The sequence below is a fragment of the Izhakiella capsodis genome, from assembly GCF_900115045.1.
In the GTDB taxonomy this organism is placed as follows: Bacteria; Pseudomonadota; Gammaproteobacteria; order Enterobacterales; family Enterobacteriaceae; genus Izhakiella; species Izhakiella capsodis.
Map to the genome: position 1 here is coordinate 392,880 of NZ_FOVC01000002.1, position 19,552 is coordinate 412,431.

Genomic DNA, 19,552 nt, shown 5'->3' on the forward strand with positions numbered 1-19,552 from the left:
GGAGTCGCGATGAGTAGTACAAATTATCCTAATCGTTTCCGCCAGCGTCTGCTGGCGGGAGAAACGCTGATCGGCAGTTGGTGCGCGCTGGCTAACCCGATAACCACCGAGATTCTCGGTCTGGCTGGCTTTGACTGGCTGGTATTAGATGGTGAGCATGCACCGAACGACGTCACGACCTTCGTACCGCAGCTGATGGCGTTGAAGGGATCGCCCAGTGCGCCGGTGGTAAGGCCACCCTGCAATGAGCCGGTCATCATTAAACGTTTGCTGGACATCGGGTTCTACAACTTTCTTATTCCCTTCGTAGAAACGGCGGAGGAGGCAAGACGTGCGGTTGCCTCTACCCGCTATCCACCCGCTGGTATTCGTGGCGTTTCGGTCTCTCATCGCAGCAATATGTTTGGCACTGTGCCGGATTATAACGCCACGGTGAATGACAACATCACGGTACTGGTGCAAATAGAAACCCGGAAAGGGGTGAATAACATCGATGCTATCGCCTCTGTTGATGGCGTGGATGGCATTTTTGTCGGGCCTGGCGATCTTTCTGCCGCGCTGGGTTATCTCGGCCAGCCTTCTCATCCTGGCGTGTTGAAGGTGATTCAGCACCTGTTTGAGCGGGCAAAAGCCGCTGGTAAGCCGAGCGGTATCCTGGCTCCGATTGAGGCGGATGCTCGACGCTATCTGGAATGGGGGGCAGGTTTCGTCGCCGTAGGCAGCGATCTCGGTGTATTTCGTCACGGAACTCAGTCGCTGTGCGATAAATTTAAAAGGTAGTCTAATCAGGAGAATATGATGAAAATTGGTTTTATTGGTCTGGGTATTATGGGTAAACCAATGAGTAAAAACCTGATCAAAGCAGGTTACTCACTGGTGGTACTCGATCACCATGCGGAAAACGAAGCCGAACTGAACGCGCTGGGTGCTACAACGGCAGAAACGCCAAAGGCGCTCGCCGGGCAGAGCGATGTGATCATCACCATGCTGCCAAACTCGCCTAACGTACAGGAAGCGTTATTGGGGGAGAACGGCGTGATCCACGGCGCCAGGCATGGCGCAATCGTCATTGATATGAGCTCGATTGCGCCACTGGCCAGCCGTGAAATGCACGCGGAACTGGCAAAAAAAAATATCGCTCTGCTGGATGCGCCGGTAAGCGGCGGTGAACCAAAAGCAATTGATGGCACGCTTTCCGTCATGGTTGGCGGTGACAAAGCGCTATTTGATAAATGCTACGACATCATGAAATCAATGGCGAGTTCGGTGGTACATACCGGTGAAATCGGCGCGGGCAACGTGACTAAGCTTGCCAATCAGGTCATTGTGGCGCTGAATATTGCTGCGATGTCGGAAGCGTTGACGCTGGCTACTAAAGCAGGCGTCAGTCCTGAGCTGGTTTACCAGGCAATCCGGGGTGGACTGGCCGGCAGTACGGTGCTGGACGCTAAAGCGCCAATGGTGTTGGATCGAAACTTCAAGCCTGGTTTCCGGATTGATTTACATATTAAAGACTTAATGAATGCGCTGGATACATCACACGAAATAGGCGCGCAGCTGCCGTTAACCGCCGCAGTCATGGAGATGATGCAGGCGCTTCGGAGTGATGGGTTAGGCAAGGCCGACCACAGCGCGTTGGCTTGCTATTATGAGAAACTGACGAACGTTGAAGTGGCGCGTTAAGACCCTGACCGAGCCGGAATGTCGCTTTCCGGCTTCGCTTTCACCGTCTGTTGTAACGTGCCGGAGGTGTTTATGAAAATCGTTATCGCCCCGGATTCATACAAAGAGAGTTTATCTGCACTACAGGTCGCTACCGAGATTGAAAATGGGTTTCGTGAGATTTTCCCCGACGCTGACTACATTAAAATACCGGTTGCCGATGGCGGGGAAGGAACGGTGGAGGCTATGGTGGCAGCCACGAACGGTACGCGGATCCGGCTGCGGGTCACCGGACCCTTGGGCAAACCGGTAGACGCTTTTTACGGCCTTTCTGGTGATGGAAACTGTGCTTTTATCGAAATGGCGGCGGCCAGCGGCCTGGAATTAGTGCCCAGTGCTGAACGCGATCCGCTGGTCACCACGTCCTATGGAACCGGCGAACTGATCCGTCACGCGTTAGATCGTGGTGTAGAACACGTTATTATCGGCATCGGTGGCAGCGCGACGAACGATGGCGGTGCTGGAATGGTACAGGCGCTGGGAGCAAAGCTACTTGATAAACGGCAGCAGCAAATTGCCCCTGGCGGTGCGGCATTATCCGAACTGACGCGTATCGATTTGCGCGAATTCGATCCGCGTGTGGCCCGCTGCCGTTTTGAGGTAGCCTGTGATGTCAGCAATTTGCTATTGGGACCGGAGGGCGCTTCGGCGGTATTCGGCCCACAGAAGGGGGCCACGCCCGCGCTGGTAAAGCAGCTTGATGCCGCGTTGGGGCATTATGCGCAGATTATTCGGCGCGATCTGAACCAGGACGTCGTATCATTACCCGGTGGCGGCGCTGCGGGTGGCATGGGCGTAGCGTTACACGTTTTTTGCCATGCTGAACTGCGGCGCGGCATTGAGATCGTCACGGAAGCATTGGGGTTGGATGCACTGGTCAAAGATGCCAGTCTGGTGATCACCGGCGAAGGGCGCATCGATAGTCAAACAATTCATGGCAAGGTTCCAGTTGGTGTTGCCCGGATAGCGAAGCGTTACAACAAGCCGGTAATCGCGATTGCCGGCAGTCTGACGACGGACGTTGGTATTGTGCATCAGCACGGAATGGATGCAGTGTTCAGCATTATTTATACCATCTGTACATTGGATGACGCGCTGAAAAACGCCGCGCAGAACGTCCGAATGGCAGCACGCAACGTCGCTGCGGCGGTTGCGATAGGTCGGAGCCTGTAATTAACGTTTCAGGCGCGTTTCGGCAAGGCGTGCGACGTTTTCCATCTCATCAAGCAGCTCGAATAATTCAGGCTCAACTGCGGCGATCGCACCCTGAGTACGTAAGCTTTGCTCAATCTGCTGGCATAAACTTTTCAATCGCGGAACGCCGCTGTAACTCGCGCTTCCGTGCAGTTTATGAATGATATCGCGTAGCCCGCCAGGGTTATCCTGTGCCATGAAATCCTCAACCTGGCGGCGCACCTGGGGTATAAACTCCAGTAGCATCTGTAGGAGATCGCGCGCCAGATCAGGTTTATTGGCTGCCTGCTGTAACGCCATCTGCCAGTCAAGTGAGCTGAAGTTTTCCGCTTCTGGCGGGGATGTCCCCGGCGCGTATTGCGCCAGTAACTGGCGAAGTTTTCGTTCATCGATAGGTTTGGCGAGATAATCATTCATGCCTGCGGCGATCAGCTCTTCGCGTTCACCGTCGAGAGCATGGGCCGTCACCGCGACGATCGGCGTGTTCTGATAGCCAGAGAGTGCGCGGATCATCTCGCTGGCACGGATCCCATCGATGTCTGGCATCTGGATATCCATCAGAATGATGTCTGGTTTATGCAACTTTGCCTGATGGACCGCTTCCCGACCACTTTCACACAGCACGATATGCTCCACTTGCTCCTCCAGTAACGCGCCGATCAACTTCAGATTTGCCGGATTATCGTCGACGGCCATCACGGTCAGCGGCAAACGTGCGCAGGGATGTTGTACCTCGCTTTGCCGGCTATGATTTTCAATCAGAACCGGGATAAGCCGGGTGAGCGTAACCGGTTTAATCAGGCAGGCGGAAGCGCCCGCGCTTTTTAACTCTTCGGCGTAGATTTGCAGTGGACAGGGCAGGGCCAGGATCACGCTGGCGGCATGAGCCATGGCTGAGGAGAGCAATTCGTAGAGTTGTCGCAGGCTGAAATCACGTCCAGGAGGCAGACTGAGTAGCAGCGTATCGTAGGCTGCTTTTTTCAGGGTACTCAGTGACGTGCTGTAGCTGATTGATAGCGGCGTGTCGCGCAGCATATCAAGAAGGGCATCAGCCGCATTGCCATTAGCTTCAACATAGGCCAGGGTTTTACCACTGATGCAGGCCAGCGGCTGTGGATCAACCTGCGCGTTAGGATTTAAAGACAGATTAATATGAAACCAGAAGATTGACCCCTGATTCAGACGGCTGTGAAAGCCAATTTCACCGCCCATGTCTTTAATCAGATGCTGGGTAATAACCAGCCCCAGACCGGTGCCACCGTGACGGCGTGAGATGCTGGCGTCGGCCTGCCGAAAGGCCTGAAACAGCTGAGACTGTTGCTTTTCCGCAATGCCGATACCGCTGTCGATAACCTGTACTTCCAGCTCCACGCGCTCACTATCCTGCTTTCGCCTTGATATTCTTACGTCAATATTGCCGCGCTCAGTAAATTTAATCGCGTTGCCTATCAGATTGACGATGATCTGTTGCATACGCAGTGGATCGCCGATGATGTTATCCGGCACGTTGTGATGAATATCGAGGGTCAGTTCCAGTCCCTTATCGTGCGCGGACTGCGCCAACAGGATCATGACCTCATCGAGCATGATACGCAGCGAAAAGGGGATGTTTTCCAGCATCAGTTTACCGGCTTCCAGCTTTGAAAAATCCAGCACGTCACTGATGATGCTTAACAGATTATTTGCTGAACGTTCGATGGTGTGCAAATAATCGCGCTGGGTGGTATTGAGTGGCGTCTTTAGCGTCTGGCGAGTGAAACCTATTACGCCGTTGAGCGGCGTGCGTAGCTCATGAGACATATTGGCGAGAAATTCCGATTTGATGCGTGCGGCTTCCTGGGCCCGCTTTTTCGCCAAATCCAGTTCGACGTTCTGAATTTCCATCTGCTCAAGTGTTTCACGCAGCTCCAGCGTTGCCTGGTCGATGTTTTGCTGCATCTCTTCATGATAAGCGGTAAGTGACATTGCCATCGAATTAATGCCGTTTTTAAGTACGTCAAGCTCACCGAGCATATGCCCTTCAACCCGACTGTCGAGCTGACCACGGCGGATACGATCTACCGCGTTGACCATTCGTCGGATGGGGCCGGTCACATCGCGCATCAACCGATAGGCGAAAAGGATAGCGATTGACAGACAGAAAAGCAGCAGTAGCGTCGAGATGAATACTTCTTTGTATTGCTGCAGGCGAATCGATTGTAGATCCAGCTCGATGGCCACATAGCCTAATGGGTTACCGGTGGGCTTTGCATCCTGGCCGGGTGATTCATCCGGATAGTAACTTTCAGAAACAATTGGCGTGCGTAATATTATAAAATCACCCTGGCGCTCATAGGTGAGCTTGAGCGGCAGCGCATGGTTAGCAGGAAGGCGGAGTAAATTAGGCGAGAGCTGATAATTTGACGTAACGAACAGATGGTTCTTATCATCATAAACCGTAATGGCGCGTACAATATCGGAGTGGCGACGGTGTAGCAGACTGACCAGCTGTCGGACAGATTCCTTACTGTGGAACGTCATGCCGTACTCGCTGGAAACCGCCAGTGGCTCAATGATATTCGCCCCGGCATCGATCAGCTGATGGCGAAGTTCGTTGTAGCGATGAACGACGAAAAAAGTGCTGAGTAGCAGGCCAATAAGCAATGTCGGTGCCAGTATCAGAATCATCATTCGTGCCCGCAGGCTATATTTGGTCATAATTTTCCATTCGCGGACTGCCGCATCACTTATCGGTGCGGTCTACCTGACCCAAAACGCGTTGCCGGAACCGGCAACAGAGTACGAAAACAGTAAGAGAAAGAGCAGCAAGATGGCGCAATTCTACTCCGCAAAACGGCGCGTGACGACCCGTGATAGTCTGATCGTGACCGTCGACGATCTCGACGCCTTTGGTCAGGGCATTGCCCGTCACCAGGGAAAGGCTATTTTTATTCCGCTTGCACTTCCGGGTGAGGAAGTGGAAATCATGCTTACCGATGAAAAAAAGCAGTTCGCGCGTGGCAAACTTAAACATATCAGAATGGCCTCTGCTGAGCGGCAGACGCCACGCTGTCCCCACTTCACCACCTGCGGTGGCTGTCAGCAGCAGCATGTATCGACGGCGTTACAGCAGCAAAGTAAAACCGAAGCGCTTAGCTATTTACTAAGGCGGGAAACCGGCCTCACTCCACCTCAACCGACGATCCTGGCAGGAGGCAGCTGGCAGTACCGGCGTCGCGCCAGATTCGGATTACAATTCGATAATCGTAAACGCAGCCTGATTATGGGGTTTCGCAAGGCAAACAGTAATCACTTGGTGGCAATCGATAGTTGCCCGGTGTTGATGCACGAACTTGATGCGCTGCTGGTGCCGTTGCGCCAATGTTTAAACATGTTGCGTGCTGCGCCCCGGCTGGGACACGTTGAGCTGGTTCTGGCGGATAACGGACCGTTACTGGTGCTGCGCCATCTCGATAAGCTGGCGCAGGACGATCGCGATAAACTGGATCGATTTTCGCAAGAATATCAGGTTGCTGTATGGCTTGCGGCGGACAGTGAATCACTTGAGGCGCTGAGCGGCGATTTGCCCTGGTATCAACTTGATGGCCTTAAGTTAACCTTCAGCCCGCGTGATTTTATTCAGGTAAACGCTACGCTTAACCGGCAAATGGTTGATCTGGCAATCCGCTGGCTGGATGTACAGCGTGAGGATCGGGTGCTGGATCTGTTTTGTGGCATGGGGAATTTTTCCTTGCCGCTCGCAAAACGGGCACAAAGTGTCTCTGGCGTGGAAGGTGTTACAGCATTAGTGGAAAAGGCCGAGTATAATGCTGCTCAGAACAATCTGAGTAATACCGGTTTTTTTGCCCATAATCTGGCGCTGCCGGTAGTAAACCAGCCCTGGGGTGCACAAGGCTTTGATAAGGTGTTGTTGGACCCGGCGCGTGCCGGTGCCGCAGGGGTTATGGCACACGTTGCGCAACTTCATCCGTCCCACGTGGTCTATGTTTCCTGTAATCCAAATACGCTTGCCCGGGATAGTCAGACGCTGTTGACTTCCGGCTATCAACTGGAAAAAGTCGCGATGCTGGATATGTTTCCACATACCACTCATCTCGAATCAATGGTGCTGTTCCGGCGAAAATAGCTCCCCCGGACGGGAGCGCTGTCAGGAGAGGATATGGTTGCGGTAAGAAGTGCACATATGAACAACGCTGGTGAGTTTGCCCCCGAAAAATGGATCGCCAGCCTGGGAATTGCTAATGAGCAATCGTGTGAGCGACTGACCGCAACCTGGCGCTATTGTGAGGCCGCTACCATAGGCCATGCCGATGTGGCGCAGCTGTTATGGCGTGGCATTGAGATGGTTGAAATCCTGATTATGCTCAGCATGGACATCGACACGCTGCGCGCCGCGCTGTTGTTTCCTTTAGCCAATGCTGAGGTGGTTAGCGAACAGGCGCTGGAGGAAACCTTCGGCAAAGAAATTGTCTCGCTGGTTCACGGTGTGCGCGATATGGATGCCATTCGCCAGCTGAAAGCTATTCATGCCGATGCGGTTGGCTCTGAGCAGGTGGACAACGTGCGCCGCATGCTGCTGGCAATGGTAGAAGACTTCCGCTGCGTAGTCATCAAGCTTGCCGAGAGAATTGCCCATCTGCGCGAAGTGAAGGATGCGCCGGAAGATGAACGCGTGCTGGCGGCGAAGGAATGCACCAATATTTACGCGCCGCTGGCAAACCGACTCGGTATCGGTCAGTTGAAATGGGAACTGGAAGATTACTGCTTTCGCTATTTGCATCCCGATGAATATAAGCGTATTGCCAGACTGCTGCATGAGCGCCGCATTGACCGCGAGCAGTACATTGACGTTTTTGTTGAAAGTCTGCGCGATGAAATTAAACGCGAAGGCGTTAAGGCTGAGGTTTATGGTCGTCCAAAGCATATCTACAGCATCTGGCGCAAAATGCAGAAAAAAACGCTGGCGTTTGATGAACTCTTTGACGTGCGAGCGGTGCGCATAGTCGCCGAGCGACTGCAAGATTGCTATGCGGCGTTGGGAATTGTGCATACGCTTTATCGCCATCTTCCGAGCGAGTTCGACGACTACGTAGCGAATCCGAAACCTAACGGCTATCAGTCAATCCATACCGTGGTGCTGGGGCCACACGGTAAAACCGTCGAGATCCAAATACGCACCCGCCATATGCATGAAGACGCTGAACTTGGCGTCGCCGCACACTGGAAATATAAAGAAGGGGGGAGCAGTGGCAGTCAGCGGGGTGCTTCAGGCCATGAAGAGCGCATTGCCTGGCTGCGTAAGCTGATCGCCTGGCAGGAAGAGATGGCCGACAGCGGCGAAATGCTCGATGAAGTGCGTAGTCAGGTATTTGACGATCGGGTTTACGTCTTTACGCCTAAGGGTGATGTGGTGGATTTACCTGCCGGTTCAACGCCGCTGGATTTTGCTTATCATATTCACAGCGATATCGGTCATCGTTGCATCGGAGCCAAAGTCGGCGGGCGTATCGTCCCCTTTACCTACCAACTACAGATGGGCGATCAGGTAGAGGTTATTACTCAAAAGCAGCCGAATCCCAGCCGCGACTGGCTGAACCCTAATCTGGGCTACATTGCGACCAGCCGCGGACGCTCGAAAATTCACGCATGGTTCCGCAAGCAGGATCGCGATAAGAATATCGCTGCAGGCAGGCAGATCCTCGACGCTGAGCTGGAGCAGCTGGATATCAGTCTGCGTGAAGCGGAAAAACTGCTGCTGCCGCGCTATAACGTGAATTCACTCGACGAGCTGCTGGCGGCGATTGGTGGCGGTGATGTCCGCCTCAATCAGATGACCAACTTTTTGCAGTCAAAGCTGAATAAGCCGAGCGCTGAAGAAGAAGATCGTGAAGCGCTGCGCCAGTTGACGCAAAAAAGCTATCATTCATCGACTTCCAGCAAGAAAGAAAGTGGCAGGGTGGTGGTTGAGGGGGTCGGCAACCTTATGCATCACATCGCCCGCTGTTGTCAACCGATCCCCGGCGATAACATTGTCGGCTTCATTACTCAGGGACGCGGGATCTCTATCCATCGCACTGACTGCGATCAGTTAGCCGAATTGATGTCTCATGCGCCGGAGCGCATCGTTGACGCCGTATGGGGCGAAAACTACTCCAGCGGTTATTCGCTGGTGGTGCGGGTCATGGCCAACGATCGCAGCGGACTGCTGCGTGATATCACCACCATTCTGGCTAACGAAAAGGTCAATGTACTGGGTGTATCCAGCCGGAGTGATACTAAAAAGCAGCTGGCGACTATCGATATGGATATCGAAATTTATAACCATCAGGCGTTGGGACGCGTACTGGCACGCCTGAACCAGGTTCCGGATATCATCGACGCTAAACGACTACATTGAATCTTTGCGCCCGGAAGTCGCCAGCGCGATGGCGGCTTCTGGCCACAAAACAAAAATGATACTCAAGGCATTCAGGTTCACCAGATTTTAACGATCTGATTTACTTCCTTTGCACTGAGGTAACGCCGCACGGTGATTTGTGTTAACGTGACTGACGTAACTGTTCTTACTGCGGAAGTTGCTATGTTAGCTGTTAAACGTCTCCTCTCTATTATGAAAACCCTGCGCGATCCGCAACGCGGTTGTCCGTGGGATCGCCAGCAGACCTTCGCCTCAATCGCACCCTATACGTTGGAAGAAACCTATGAGGTGCTGGACGCTATTGAGCGTGCAGACTATCAGGCGCTGCGCGATGAGCTCGGCGACTTGCTGTTTCAGGTGGTATTTTATGCCCGGATAGCCGAGGAGGAAGGAGAGTTTAATTTTGACGACATCTGCAATGGCATCAGCGATAAAATGGAACGGCGTCATCCGCATATTTTCGCCGACGCCAAAGCCGATGAGGCGGGCCAGGTGCTGCATAACTGGGAGCAGATTAAAATTTCCGAACGCGCTGAGAAAGCACAACATTCGGCACTGGATGACATTCCGTACACGCTGCCGGCGCTGATGCGAGCGCAGAAGATTCAAAAGCGTTGCAGTCACGTTGGCTTTGACTGGAAAACCCTCGGACCAGTACTGGACAAGGTACATGAAGAGTTCGACGAAGTGATGTTCGAAGCCAGGCAGGTGGTCGTCGATCAGCAAAAGCTGGAAGAAGAGATGGGCGATTTACTGTTTGCCAGTGTGAATTTGTCGCGCCATCTGGGCGTTAGAGCGGAAATGGCGCTGCAAAAAGCCAACAAAAAGTTTGAGGCGCGTTTTCGTCAGGTCGAAGCGATTATCCGTTCTCAGGGAAAAATAATGCCTGATGCTAGCCTGGAGGAGATGGAAGCGGCCTGGCAGCAAGTGAAAAACGCTGAAAAAATTCGACAAAGCTGATACGATTCAGCTTATGGAATGATGCAAAGCAATTTGATAAGTGCGCAACTGTTTTACGTTTTACGATAAGAGCACCAGAGGTGCGCTGCGGTGGAAACGATCAATTGTGGCCGTTAGGGGATTCGGGTATACTGCTTTCCCGTCCTTGTTATTCCACCGTCTTTAAACCTAAACTCTCAGGTTCAGCATGACAACGAATTATATTTTTGTGACCGGCGGGGTCGTTTCCTCTTTGGGCAAAGGCATTGCCGCTGCCTCTCTCGCAGCTATTCTTGAAGCGCGTGGTCTTAATGTGACCATCATGAAGCTTGATCCCTATATCAACGTTGATCCCGGCACCATGAGTCCGACTCAGCATGGTGAAGTTTTCGTCACTGATGACGGCGCAGAAACCGATCTGGACCTGGGCCACTACGAACGCTTTATTCGTACCAAAATGAGCCGTCGTAATAATTTTACTACCGGCCGTATCTATTCAGAGGTGTTGCGTAAAGAGCGACGCGGCGACTATCTTGGCGCGACAATACAGGTCATCCCGCATATTACTAACGCAATTAAAGAGCGGATTATTGAAGGCGGTGAAGGGCACGATGTGGTGCTGGTGGAAATTGGCGGTACTGTTGGTGATATTGAATCCCTGCCGTTTCTGGAAGCGATACGCCAGATGGCGGTCGATGTTGGCCGCGAACATACTCTCTATATGCATCTGACGCTGGTGCCTTACATGGCGGCAGCAGGGGAAGTAAAAACAAAACCTACCCAGCATTCAGTTAAAGAACTCCTGTCGATCGGTATCCAGCCGGACGTGTTGATTTGCCGCTCCGACCGTTCGGTTCCGGCTAATGAACGGGCAAAGATTGCACTTTTTTGTAATGTAGCCGAAAAAGCGGTTATTTCTCTGAAAGATGTTGACTCTATCTATAAGATCCCCGGTCTGTTGAAATCACAGGGCCTTGATGATTATATCTGTAACCGATTCGGCCTCAAGGTTCCTGAAGCTAATCTGTCTGAGTGGGAACAGGTTATTTACGAAGAGGCAAACCCAGGCGGTGAAGTTACCATTGGCATGGTCGGCAAATACGTTGAGTTGCCTGACGCTTATAAATCTGTGATTGAAGCGCTCAAACATGGCGGCCTGAAAAACCGCCTGACGGTGAACATCAAGCTCATTGATTCGCAGGATGTCGAAACGCGTGGTAATGAAGTTTTAAAGGAGCTGGATGCCATACTGATACCCGGTGGTTTCGGCTATCGCGGCGTGGAGGGCATGGTGATGACTGCCCGCTATGCGCGCGAGAATCACGTGCCTTATCTGGGGATCTGCCTCGGTATGCAGGTAGCACTCATGGAGTTTTCCCGCCATTGTGCTGGCATGGAAAATGCTAACTCCACGGAATTTGTGCCTGATTGTAAGTATCCCGTGGTGGCGCTGATTACCGAATGGCGCGATGAAAACGGCAACGTCGAACAGCGTACTGAGCAAAGCGATCTGGGCGGCACCATGCGCCTCGGCAGCCAGCAGTGCCAGCTCAGCGCTGACAGTACCGTGCGGCAGCTTTATGGTTCAGAGCTGATCACTGAACGTCATCGCCACCGTTATGAGGTTAACAACCTGCTGCTTAAACCGATTGAAGCTGCCGGCTTACGCATTGCCGGTCGCTCCGGTGATGATCAGCTGGTCGAAATTATTGAAAACCCGAATCATCCGTGGTTTGTGGCTTGTCAGTTCCATCCAGAATTTACCTCGACGCCGCGTGATGGCCACCCGTTATTCACCGGCTTTGTTAAAGCGGCGGGCGACTATCAAAAGCGTCAGGTAAAGTAGGTTAGGTTTCAATAACGCGCGAACTTTTCGTGCGTTGTTTATCTTACGGTCAGGTTCCGAAAACAGCAGCAGATTTACGGAAGCTGGCGAGGTTTGCTTAACTTGTACTAAGGAAAAACTCATGTCCAAAATCGTAAAAGTCATCGGTCGTGAAATTATCGATTCTCGTGGCAACCCTACCGTTGAAGCGGAAGTGCATCTGGAAGGCGGTTTTGTTGGTCTGGCCGCAGCACCATCAGGTGCTTCAACCGGTTCGCGTGAAGCGTTGGAGCTGCGTGACGGTGACAAATCTCGCTTCCTGGGCAAAGGCGTAACCAAAGCCGTTGCAGCGGTTAATGGTCCGATTGCAAATGCCGTGATCGGTAAAGATGCGAAAGATCAGGCCAACATCGACAAAATTATGATCGATCTGGATGGTACTGACAATAAATCAAAATTCGGCGCTAATGCTATCCTGGCGGTTTCCCTCGCCGCGGCAAAAGCCGCTGCCGCCTCTAAAGGTATGCCGCTTTACGAGCACATTGCAGAACTGAATGGCACCCCTGGCAAATTCTCAATGCCACTGCCGATGATGAACATCATCAATGGTGGTGAGCACGCTGATAATAACGTTGATATCCAGGAGTTCATGATCCAGCCGGTCGGTGCCTCCAGCGTGAAAGAAGCTATTCGTATGGGTTCTGAAATTTTCCATCACCTGGCGAAAGTGCTGAAAGGGAAAGGCATGAACACCGCCGTGGGCGACGAAGGCGGTTATGCACCAAACCTGGCTTCCAATGCAGAGGCGCTGGCGGTTATCGCTGAAGCCGTCAAGGCTGCAGGCTATGAATTGGGCAAAGATATTACTCTGGCGATGGACTGTGCAGCGTCTGAATTTTACAAAGATGGCAAATACGTGCTTGCAGGCGAAGGTAATAAAGCCTTCACCTCTGAAGAGTTCACCCATTTTCTGGAAGATCTGACCAAACAGTATCCGATTGTATCTATCGAAGATGGTCTGGATGAGTCTGACTGGAACGGCTTCGCTTACCAGACGAAAGTACTCGGCGACAAAATTCAGCTGGTAGGTGATGATCTGTTCGTGACGAATACGAAGATCCTGAAAGAAGGTATTGATAAAGGGATTGCTAACTCAATCCTGATCAAATTCAATCAGATTGGCTCACTGAGCGAGACGCTGGCTGCCATCAAAATGGCGAAAGATGCTGGCTATACTGCGATCATTTCTCACCGCTCTGGCGAGACCGAAGATGCCACTATTGCAGATTTAGCGGTAGGTACGGCCGCTGGTCAGATTAAAACTGGTTCTATGAGTCGCTCAGATCGCGTAGCGAAATACAACCAGCTGATCCGTATTGAAGAAGCGCTGGGTAGCAAAGCGCCATTTAACGGTAGGAAAGAAGTAAAAGGTCAGGCCTAAGCTGGCGCCAGAGCGCGCCTTCTGGCGTGAGATTCGGCTTTTATATCCGTCAGAATCAGCGTGATTAAGAGTCGCAGTTCCGAAAGGGCTGCGACTTTTTTTATCGACTTACAGGCAGGAAAATGGCCCAAGTAAGGTTTCCGCTGTCGATCAGATCTGACATAATCTGCGCCCTTATCCGCACCGCACGAGACCAGCATGGATTACCCGATTAATGAAATGTTTCAGACGTTACAGGGCGAGGGGTTTTATACCGGCGTTCCTGCAATTTTCATCCGACTGCAGGGATGCCCGGTTGGCTGCAGCTGGTGTGATACTAAACACACATGGGACAAACTGGCCGATCGGGAATGCTCGCTGCAACAAATCCTGATTAAAGACGCCGAAAGCGATGCGTGGGGCAATGCCGATGAAACCATGTTACTCAACGCGATAGCCAACAAAAGCTGGACGGCGCACCACGTGGTAATCACTGGCGGTGAGCCATGCATACACGATCTGCGCGGGCTGACTTATGCTCTGGAACAGCGTGATTTTAGCTGCCAGATCGAAACCAGCGGTACGCACGAGATAAAATGCAGTGAGCAGAGTTGGGTAACGGTATCGCCTAAGGTTAATATGCGTGGAGGTTATGATGTGCTTGATCAGGCCCTGAGACGCGCCGATGAGATCAAGCATCCGGTTGCCCGCCAGCGCGATATTGATGCACTCGATGCCCTACTGGCGACGCTCGATGATGATAAAAAACGCATTGTTGCACTGCAACCAATCAGCCAGAAAGCCGAGGCGACGGCGCTGTGCATCGAAACCTGTATAGTACGCAACTGGCGACTGTCGATGCAGACACATAAATATCTTAATATTGCCTGATCGGCGGCTAACGCTGTCGTTGCTGGTTTGCTCGGGGTCGATGCCGGAAAATATAATCCGTTGCACCACTGAAGCTCTAGGTCTTAATAAATACTCCAATCCTTCCGTAGGATATTTTTAACATCGGCTGTCACCGGTTGATGACTCGCCGCGCCACACACAGCCTGCGGTGCAGGTCTCTTTTACCATCACCGCACTGAGCAAGGGAACATGTGGTTTCATCTGTTGCCAGATCCATTGTGCCAGCACTTCGCTGGTGGGGTTCTCCAGCCCGTCGATCTCATTGAGATAGTAGTGATCAAGCCGGTCATAAACCGGTTTGAACGCGGATTTCAGCTCGGCAAAATCCATTACCCATCCGGTATAAGGGTCCACGTCACCCGTTACCTCAAGACGGACCATAAATGAGTGTCCGTGCAGGCGACCGCACTTATGGCCATCCGGTACGTGGGGCAGGCGATGCGCGGCCTCGAACTGAAAATCTTTGAATAATGTCATGCTCATAGTCTTAATCCCGAAAAACAAAACCGCGCGAGTCTACCCGATTGTGAGATTTTTCGCAGCCTAAACTGTCTTTTAATGATTGATACGGAATACTTTTGGGTGTGACGGTAGTAATTGTTTGTATTCACATGAATTAACTAATCGTTTTTATCGTTGAGTCCTACCCAAAAAAACGTTTAGTTGTTTTGGTTATTTAATATTTCCAACCCTTATTTAAGGGTTATTATGCCTGCCGTTAACCTACCGCTAAATGTACGTATATAAGATGGAAAACCTTCTATGACTTTTCAGGCTCCTTCGGGTTCGTTGCTCCCACTGAACCCGGAGCAACTGGCGAAGCTTCAGGCTGCTACCAGTGACCTCTCCAATACTCAGCTGGCCTGGATATCCGGTTATTTCTGGGGCATGGTCAATCAGACGCCAGACAATTCTGCGGCAGCTAGCACGCCGGTATCCGTTCAGGCTAAAGCGCCAAAAGTTACCGTGATTTCTGCTTCACAGACCGGCAATGCCCGGAGACTGGCTGAGCAGCTGCGCGATGATTTACTCGGTGCCAGACTGGGCGTTAATCTGGTGAACGCCGGAGACTACAAGTTTAAGCAGATCGCCCATGAAAAGCTGCTGGTGATCGTGACGTCCACCCAAGGAGAGGGTGAGCCGCCGGAAGAGGCGGTCGCGCTGCATAAATTTCTCATGTCGAAAAAGGCACCTGAAATGGCCGATACCGCATTTGCGGTGTTCGGCCTGGGCGATAGGTCTTACACGTTTTTTAGCAAAGCGGGTAAAGATTTTGATGCCCGACTCACAGAACTTGGCGCCCGGCGTCTGTTAGAGCGAGTGGATGCAGATGTCGAGTACGCTGAGCAGGCTGCCAGCTGGCGTAAGCAAATGGTGGATATCTTGCAGGCTTGTCTTCCTGTAGAGAGTCCGGCGATTGCCTCAGTGACGGCCGCGGGCAGTGTTAATCAAATCGACAGTAGCCCCTATAACAAAGAAGCGCCTTTTACTGCCAGCCTGTCAGTTAATCAGAAGATTACCGGGCGTCGTTCGGACAAAGACGTGCGCCACATAGAGATTGATCTCGGCGATTCTGGTCTGCGTTATCAGCCTGGCGATGCGCTTGGTGTATGGTTCGAAAACGATCCAGCTCTGGTTGATGAGCTGCTCGCCCTGCTCTGGCTGAAAGGCGACGAGTTAGTAGACGTCATGGCTGATACGCTGACGATTGCTGACGCGCTGCAAATGCATTTTGAACTGACGGTCAATACTCCACAGATTGTGGAACAGTACGCTAAGCTTTCCCGTAGTACTACGTTGTTAGAGCGCGTGGCTGATAAAACCAGTCTGCAACATTATGCGCAGAGCACGCCGATTGTCGATATGGTGCGGGAATCGCCAACCGAGCTGAGCGCCGAACAGCTAACGACGCTGCTGCGCCCGCTGACGCCGCGTCTGTATTCGATTGCTTCCTCTCAGGCGGAAACCGAAAACGAGGTTCACATCACTGTGGGCGTCGTGCGCTATGAAATCGACGGACGACCACGGAGTGGTGGGGCGTCCAGCTTTCTTGCCGACCGTATTACGGAAGAGGGGGAAGTGAGGATCTTCATTGAGCATAACGACAATTTCCGCTTACCGGCCAATACGGACGCACCGATTATTATGATTGGTCCAGGTACGGGTATCGCGCCGTTTCGCGCTTTTATGCAGCAGCGCGACAACGATGGCGCTACGGGTAAAAACTGGTTGTTTTTCGGCAATCCCCACTTTACTGAGGATTTTCTTTATCAGGTTGAATGGCAGCGCTACGTCAAGGATGGCCTGCTGACCCATATCGATCTGGCGTGGTCTCGTGACCAGCCGCACAAAATTTACGTACAGGATCTGATCCGTAACAATGGTGCCGAACTCTGGCGCTGGATAGAAGAGGGTGCTCATATCTATATTTGCGGTGATGCTAACCGCATGGCAAAAGATGTCGAGCAAGCGCTGTTAGACATTGTGGCGGTAAACGGTGGCATGGACTCCGAAACGGCCGATGAGTTTTTAAGTGAGTTACGCATTGCGCGCCGTTATCAGCGCGACGTGTACTGAGAGATAAACATAATGAGCGATAAACATCCCGGACCGCTGGTGGTTGAAGGCAAACTGGCCGATGCCGAGCGTTTGAAAAAAGAGAGCAACTACCTGCGCGGTACCATTCTGAACGATTTGAGTGATGGTCTGACTGGCGGCTTTAACGGTGATAACTTCCTGCTTATCCGTTTTCACGGGATGTATCAGCAAGACGATCGCGATATTCGCGCGGAACGTGCTGAGCAAAAGCTGGAGCCGCGCCACGCCATGATGCTGCGCTGTCGATTGCCTGGTGGGATCATTAAGCCTGAGCAGTGGCTGGCGATCGATAACTTTGCCCGTGAAAACACGTTGTACGGCAGTATACGGTTGACCAACCGACAAACTTTTCAGTTTCACGGCATCCTGAAAAAGAACGTCAAACCGGCCCACCAGATGCTGCATGACGTGGGGCTTGATGCGCTGGCGACCGCTAATGATGTCAATCGCAACGTGCTCTGTACCTCGAACCCTATTGAGTCTGAGCTACATCAGGAAGCCTACGAGTGGGCGAAGAGGCTTTCGGAGCACCTGCTGCCTCAGACGCGTGCTTATATGGAAATCTGGTGGGATCAGCAAAAGGTGGCCACCACTGATAAGGAGCCGATTCTCGGCGAAACCTACCTGCCGCGTAAGTTTAAAACGACGGTTGTGGTTCCGCCGCATAATGATGTTGATCTTCATGCTAATGATATGAACTTCATTGCCATTGCTGAAAACGGCCGATTGATCGGCTTTAATCTTCTGCTGGGCGGTGGTTTGTCAATTGAACATGGCAATAAAGCGACTTATGCCCGCACCGCCAGCGAAATTGGCTTTCTGCCGCTGGATAAAACGCTGGAGGTGGCCGCTGCGGTGGTAAGCACTCAGCGCGACTGGGGTAACCGCACCGATCGCAAAAATGCGAAAACTAAATATACTCTTGAACGCGTCGGCGTTGATACGTTCAAAGCCGAGGTTGAAAAGCGTGCTGGCCTGACTTTCGAGCCGATCCGCCCTTATGAATTCACCACTCGTGGTGATCGCTTCGGTTGGGTAAAAGGCATCGATGATAAATGGCATCTGACGTTGTTTATTGAAAACGGACGCCTGCTGGATTATCCGGATCGACCATTAAAGTCCGGTATCGCCGAAATTGCGCGTGTACACAAGGGCGATTTTCGCCTGACAGCTAACCAGAATCTTATCGTGGCTGGTGTTCCGGCGTCGCAAAAGAACAAAATCAACGCCATTGCACGCCAGCATACACTTCTGGATAACGTGACTTCACAGCGCGAAAACTCAATGGCCTGCGTGGCGTTCCCAACGTGTCCACTGGCAATGGCAGAGGCCGAACGGTTTCTGCCGGCATTCGTTACCCGCGTCGAGGAGCTGATGCATCGCCACAACGTTGACGAGGAGCATATTGTACTGCGTGTTACAGGTTGCCCTAACGGCTGTGGGAGAGCGTTGCTGGCAGAAATTGGTCTGATAGGTAAGGCTCCGGGACGCTATAACCTGTATCTGGGCGGCAACCGTATTGGCACCCGTATTCCGCGCATGTATCGGGAAAATATCGGCGAAGATGACATCATCGCTGACCTTGATGAGCTGATTGGTCGTTGGGCTAAAGAGCGGCAGGATAACGAATGTTTTGGTGACTTTACGATCCGTGCCGGGGTTGTCCGGGCAGTGGAAGATCCTGCGCATGATTTCTGGGAATAATGGAGGCTGAGATGTCTGTACTCGATCTCGCACAGCTAAATGCATTAGCAAAAGTTGAGCGCGTAATGGCGCTGGCACAGATAAATAATAAGCTGGATGCCATAAGTGCCGAAGCGCGGGTTGCATGGTCGCTGGAGCATCTGCCAGGTGCCTTTGTGCTCTCTTCAAGCTTTGGTATTCAGGCGGCGGTCACCCTGCATCTGGTGACCCGGCTAAAACCCGATATCCCGGTGATCCTTACCGATACCGGTTATCTGTTTGCTGAAACCTATCAGTTCATTGATGCACTGACGCAAAAGCTGGATCTTAACTTGCAGATATTTCGCGCTTCGGCGTCGCCCGCGTGGCAGGAAGCGCGCTATGGCAAGCTGTGGGAGCAAGGCGTGGAGGGCATCGAGCGTTATAACCAAATTAATAAAGTTGAACCGATGGACCGTGCGCTGGAAACGCTGCGGGCAGGATGCTGGTTTGCCGGCCTGCGTCGGAAACAGTCCGGTAGCCGGGCCAACCTGCCGGTGCTGGCGATTAAACGTGGCGTGTTCAAGGTGCTGCCGATTATCGATTGGGATAATCAAACCGTTTATCAGTACCTGAAACGTCACGGCCTTAGCTATCATCCGCTATGGGATCAGGGGTATGTTTCGGTAGGTGATACCCATACTACGCGCAAGCTGGAGCCGGGTATGAGCGAGGAAGATACGCGTTTCTTCGGCCTCAAACGCGAGTGCGGACTACACGAATAGATTGGCTACGAGATAAGTGCATCAATAAGGATTGTCATGCGTGGCTTAAACGCGCGCATCGTCCTACGTATCTCTTT

The 19,552-nt window shown here is 52.3% G+C and carries 14 protein-coding genes; 12 read left to right on the forward strand and 2 right to left on the reverse strand.

Annotated features, from left to right (window positions below):
* Positions 1–9: 9 nt before the first annotated feature.
* The 3 genes from garL to BM191_RS05195 all read left to right on the forward strand — a co-directional run bounded on the left by garL (position 10) and on the right by BM191_RS05195 (position 2,895).
* Positions 10–780, forward strand: a complete 771-nt coding sequence (gene garL, locus BM191_RS05185) for a 2-dehydro-3-deoxyglucarate aldolase (protein WP_092875827.1) — start codon at positions 10–12, stop codon at positions 778–780.
* 18 nt (positions 781–798) lie between these two features.
* Entirely contained in the window at positions 799–1,683 is an 885-nt protein-coding gene (garR, locus tag BM191_RS05190; RefSeq protein ID WP_092875829.1) for a 2-hydroxy-3-oxopropionate reductase, read from the forward strand.
* Positions 1,684–1,755: 72 nt separating this feature from the next.
* A complete protein-coding gene (locus BM191_RS05195; protein ID WP_092875831.1) occupies positions 1,756–2,895 on the forward strand; it encodes a glycerate kinase in 1,140 nt (379 codons plus the stop codon).
* Here BM191_RS05195 and barA read toward each other — a convergent pair whose 3' ends face one another.
* Positions 2,896–5,613 carry a two-component sensor histidine kinase BarA gene (gene barA / locus BM191_RS05200; protein WP_092875833.1) on the reverse strand — a complete coding sequence of 906 codons (2,718 nt, stop codon included), beginning with the start codon at positions 5,611–5,613 and terminating at the stop codon, positions 2,896–2,898.
* A gap of 112 nt (positions 5,614–5,725) precedes the next feature.
* Between barA and rlmD the strand changes: the two genes are divergently transcribed.
* The 6 genes from rlmD (at position 5,726) to queE (ending at position 14,409) form a co-directional block, all read left to right on the forward strand.
* Positions 5,726–7,042 (forward strand): 23S rRNA (uracil(1939)-C(5))-methyltransferase RlmD, encoded by a 1,317-nt coding sequence (gene rlmD / locus BM191_RS05205; RefSeq protein WP_092876171.1) that lies wholly within the window; start codon positions 5,726–5,728, stop codon positions 7,040–7,042.
* Positions 7,043–7,075: 33 nt separating this feature from the next.
* Positions 7,076–9,313, forward strand: coding sequence for a GTP diphosphokinase (gene relA, locus BM191_RS05210; RefSeq protein WP_092875835.1), 2,238 nt, complete (start codon positions 7,076–7,078; stop codon positions 9,311–9,313).
* Positions 9,314–9,496: 183 nt separating this feature from the next.
* A complete protein-coding gene (mazG, locus tag BM191_RS05215) occupies positions 9,497–10,294 on the forward strand; it encodes a nucleoside triphosphate pyrophosphohydrolase (protein ID WP_092875837.1) in 798 nt (265 codons plus the stop codon).
* Between the two features lie 187 nt (positions 10,295–10,481).
* Positions 10,482–12,119 (forward strand): glutamine hydrolyzing CTP synthase, encoded by a 1,638-nt coding sequence (pyrG, locus tag BM191_RS05220; RefSeq protein WP_092875838.1) that lies wholly within the window; start codon positions 10,482–10,484, stop codon positions 12,117–12,119.
* Between the two features lie 121 nt (positions 12,120–12,240).
* Positions 12,241–13,539 (forward strand): phosphopyruvate hydratase, encoded by a 1,299-nt coding sequence (gene eno, locus BM191_RS05225; RefSeq protein ID WP_092875840.1) that lies wholly within the window; start codon positions 12,241–12,243, stop codon positions 13,537–13,539.
* Positions 13,540–13,737: 198 nt separating this feature from the next.
* The gene (queE, locus tag BM191_RS05235; protein ID WP_092875844.1) at positions 13,738–14,409 is read left to right on the forward strand and encodes a 7-carboxy-7-deazaguanine synthase QueE; all 672 of its coding nucleotides are present in this window, start codon (positions 13,738–13,740) and stop codon (positions 14,407–14,409) included.
* A gap of 117 nt (positions 14,410–14,526) precedes the next feature.
* Here queE and queD read toward each other — a convergent pair whose 3' ends face one another.
* Positions 14,527–14,913, reverse strand: a complete 387-nt coding sequence (gene queD, locus BM191_RS05240) for a 6-carboxytetrahydropterin synthase QueD (RefSeq protein ID WP_092875846.1) — start codon at positions 14,911–14,913, stop codon at positions 14,527–14,529.
* A gap of 279 nt (positions 14,914–15,192) precedes the next feature.
* On the opposite strand from queD, the gene cysJ reads away from it, so the two are divergent.
* The 3 genes from cysJ to BM191_RS05255 are packed head-to-tail and all read left to right on the forward strand — an operon-like array spanning position 15,193 to position 19,475.
* Positions 15,193–17,007, forward strand: coding sequence for an NADPH-dependent assimilatory sulfite reductase flavoprotein subunit (cysJ, locus tag BM191_RS05245; RefSeq protein WP_092875848.1), 1,815 nt, complete (start codon positions 15,193–15,195; stop codon positions 17,005–17,007).
* 12 nt (positions 17,008–17,019) lie between these two features.
* Positions 17,020–18,732, forward strand: coding sequence for an assimilatory sulfite reductase (NADPH) hemoprotein subunit (gene cysI, locus BM191_RS05250; RefSeq protein WP_092875850.1), 1,713 nt, complete (start codon positions 17,020–17,022; stop codon positions 18,730–18,732).
* Between the two features lie 11 nt (positions 18,733–18,743).
* Entirely contained in the window at positions 18,744–19,475 is a 732-nt protein-coding gene (locus tag BM191_RS05255; RefSeq protein ID WP_092876173.1) for a phosphoadenylyl-sulfate reductase, read from the forward strand.
* Positions 19,476–19,552 lie beyond the last annotated feature (77 nt).

Bases quoted from the DNA above. Each gene is read 5' to 3' on its own strand.
- garL (WP_092875827.1), top strand. From the start codon at position 10: ATGAGTAGTACAAATTATCCTAATCGTTTCCGCCAGCGTCTGCTGGCG.
- garR (WP_092875829.1), top strand. From the start codon at position 799: ATGAAAATTGGTTTTATTGGTCTGGGTATTATGGGTAAACCAATGAGT.
- BM191_RS05195 (WP_092875831.1), top strand. From the start codon at position 1,756: ATGAAAATCGTTATCGCCCCGGATTCATACAAAGAGAGTTTATCTGCA.
- barA (WP_092875833.1), bottom strand. From the start codon at position 5,613: ATGACCAAATATAGCCTGCGGGCACGAATGATGATTCTGATACTGGCA.
- rlmD (WP_092876171.1), top strand. From the start codon at position 5,726: ATGGCGCAATTCTACTCCGCAAAACGGCGCGTGACGACCCGTGATAGT.
- relA (WP_092875835.1), top strand. From the start codon at position 7,076: ATGGTTGCGGTAAGAAGTGCACATATGAACAACGCTGGTGAGTTTGCC.
- mazG (WP_092875837.1), top strand. From the start codon at position 9,497: ATGTTAGCTGTTAAACGTCTCCTCTCTATTATGAAAACCCTGCGCGAT.
- pyrG (WP_092875838.1), top strand. From the start codon at position 10,482: ATGACAACGAATTATATTTTTGTGACCGGCGGGGTCGTTTCCTCTTTG.
- eno (WP_092875840.1), top strand. From the start codon at position 12,241: ATGTCCAAAATCGTAAAAGTCATCGGTCGTGAAATTATCGATTCTCGT.
- queE (WP_092875844.1), top strand. From the start codon at position 13,738: ATGGATTACCCGATTAATGAAATGTTTCAGACGTTACAGGGCGAGGGG.
- queD (WP_092875846.1), bottom strand. From the start codon at position 14,913: ATGAGCATGACATTATTCAAAGATTTTCAGTTCGAGGCCGCGCATCGC.
- cysJ (WP_092875848.1), top strand. From the start codon at position 15,193: ATGACTTTTCAGGCTCCTTCGGGTTCGTTGCTCCCACTGAACCCGGAG.
- cysI (WP_092875850.1), top strand. From the start codon at position 17,020: ATGAGCGATAAACATCCCGGACCGCTGGTGGTTGAAGGCAAACTGGCC.
- BM191_RS05255 (WP_092876173.1), top strand. From the start codon at position 18,744: ATGTCTGTACTCGATCTCGCACAGCTAAATGCATTAGCAAAAGTTGAG.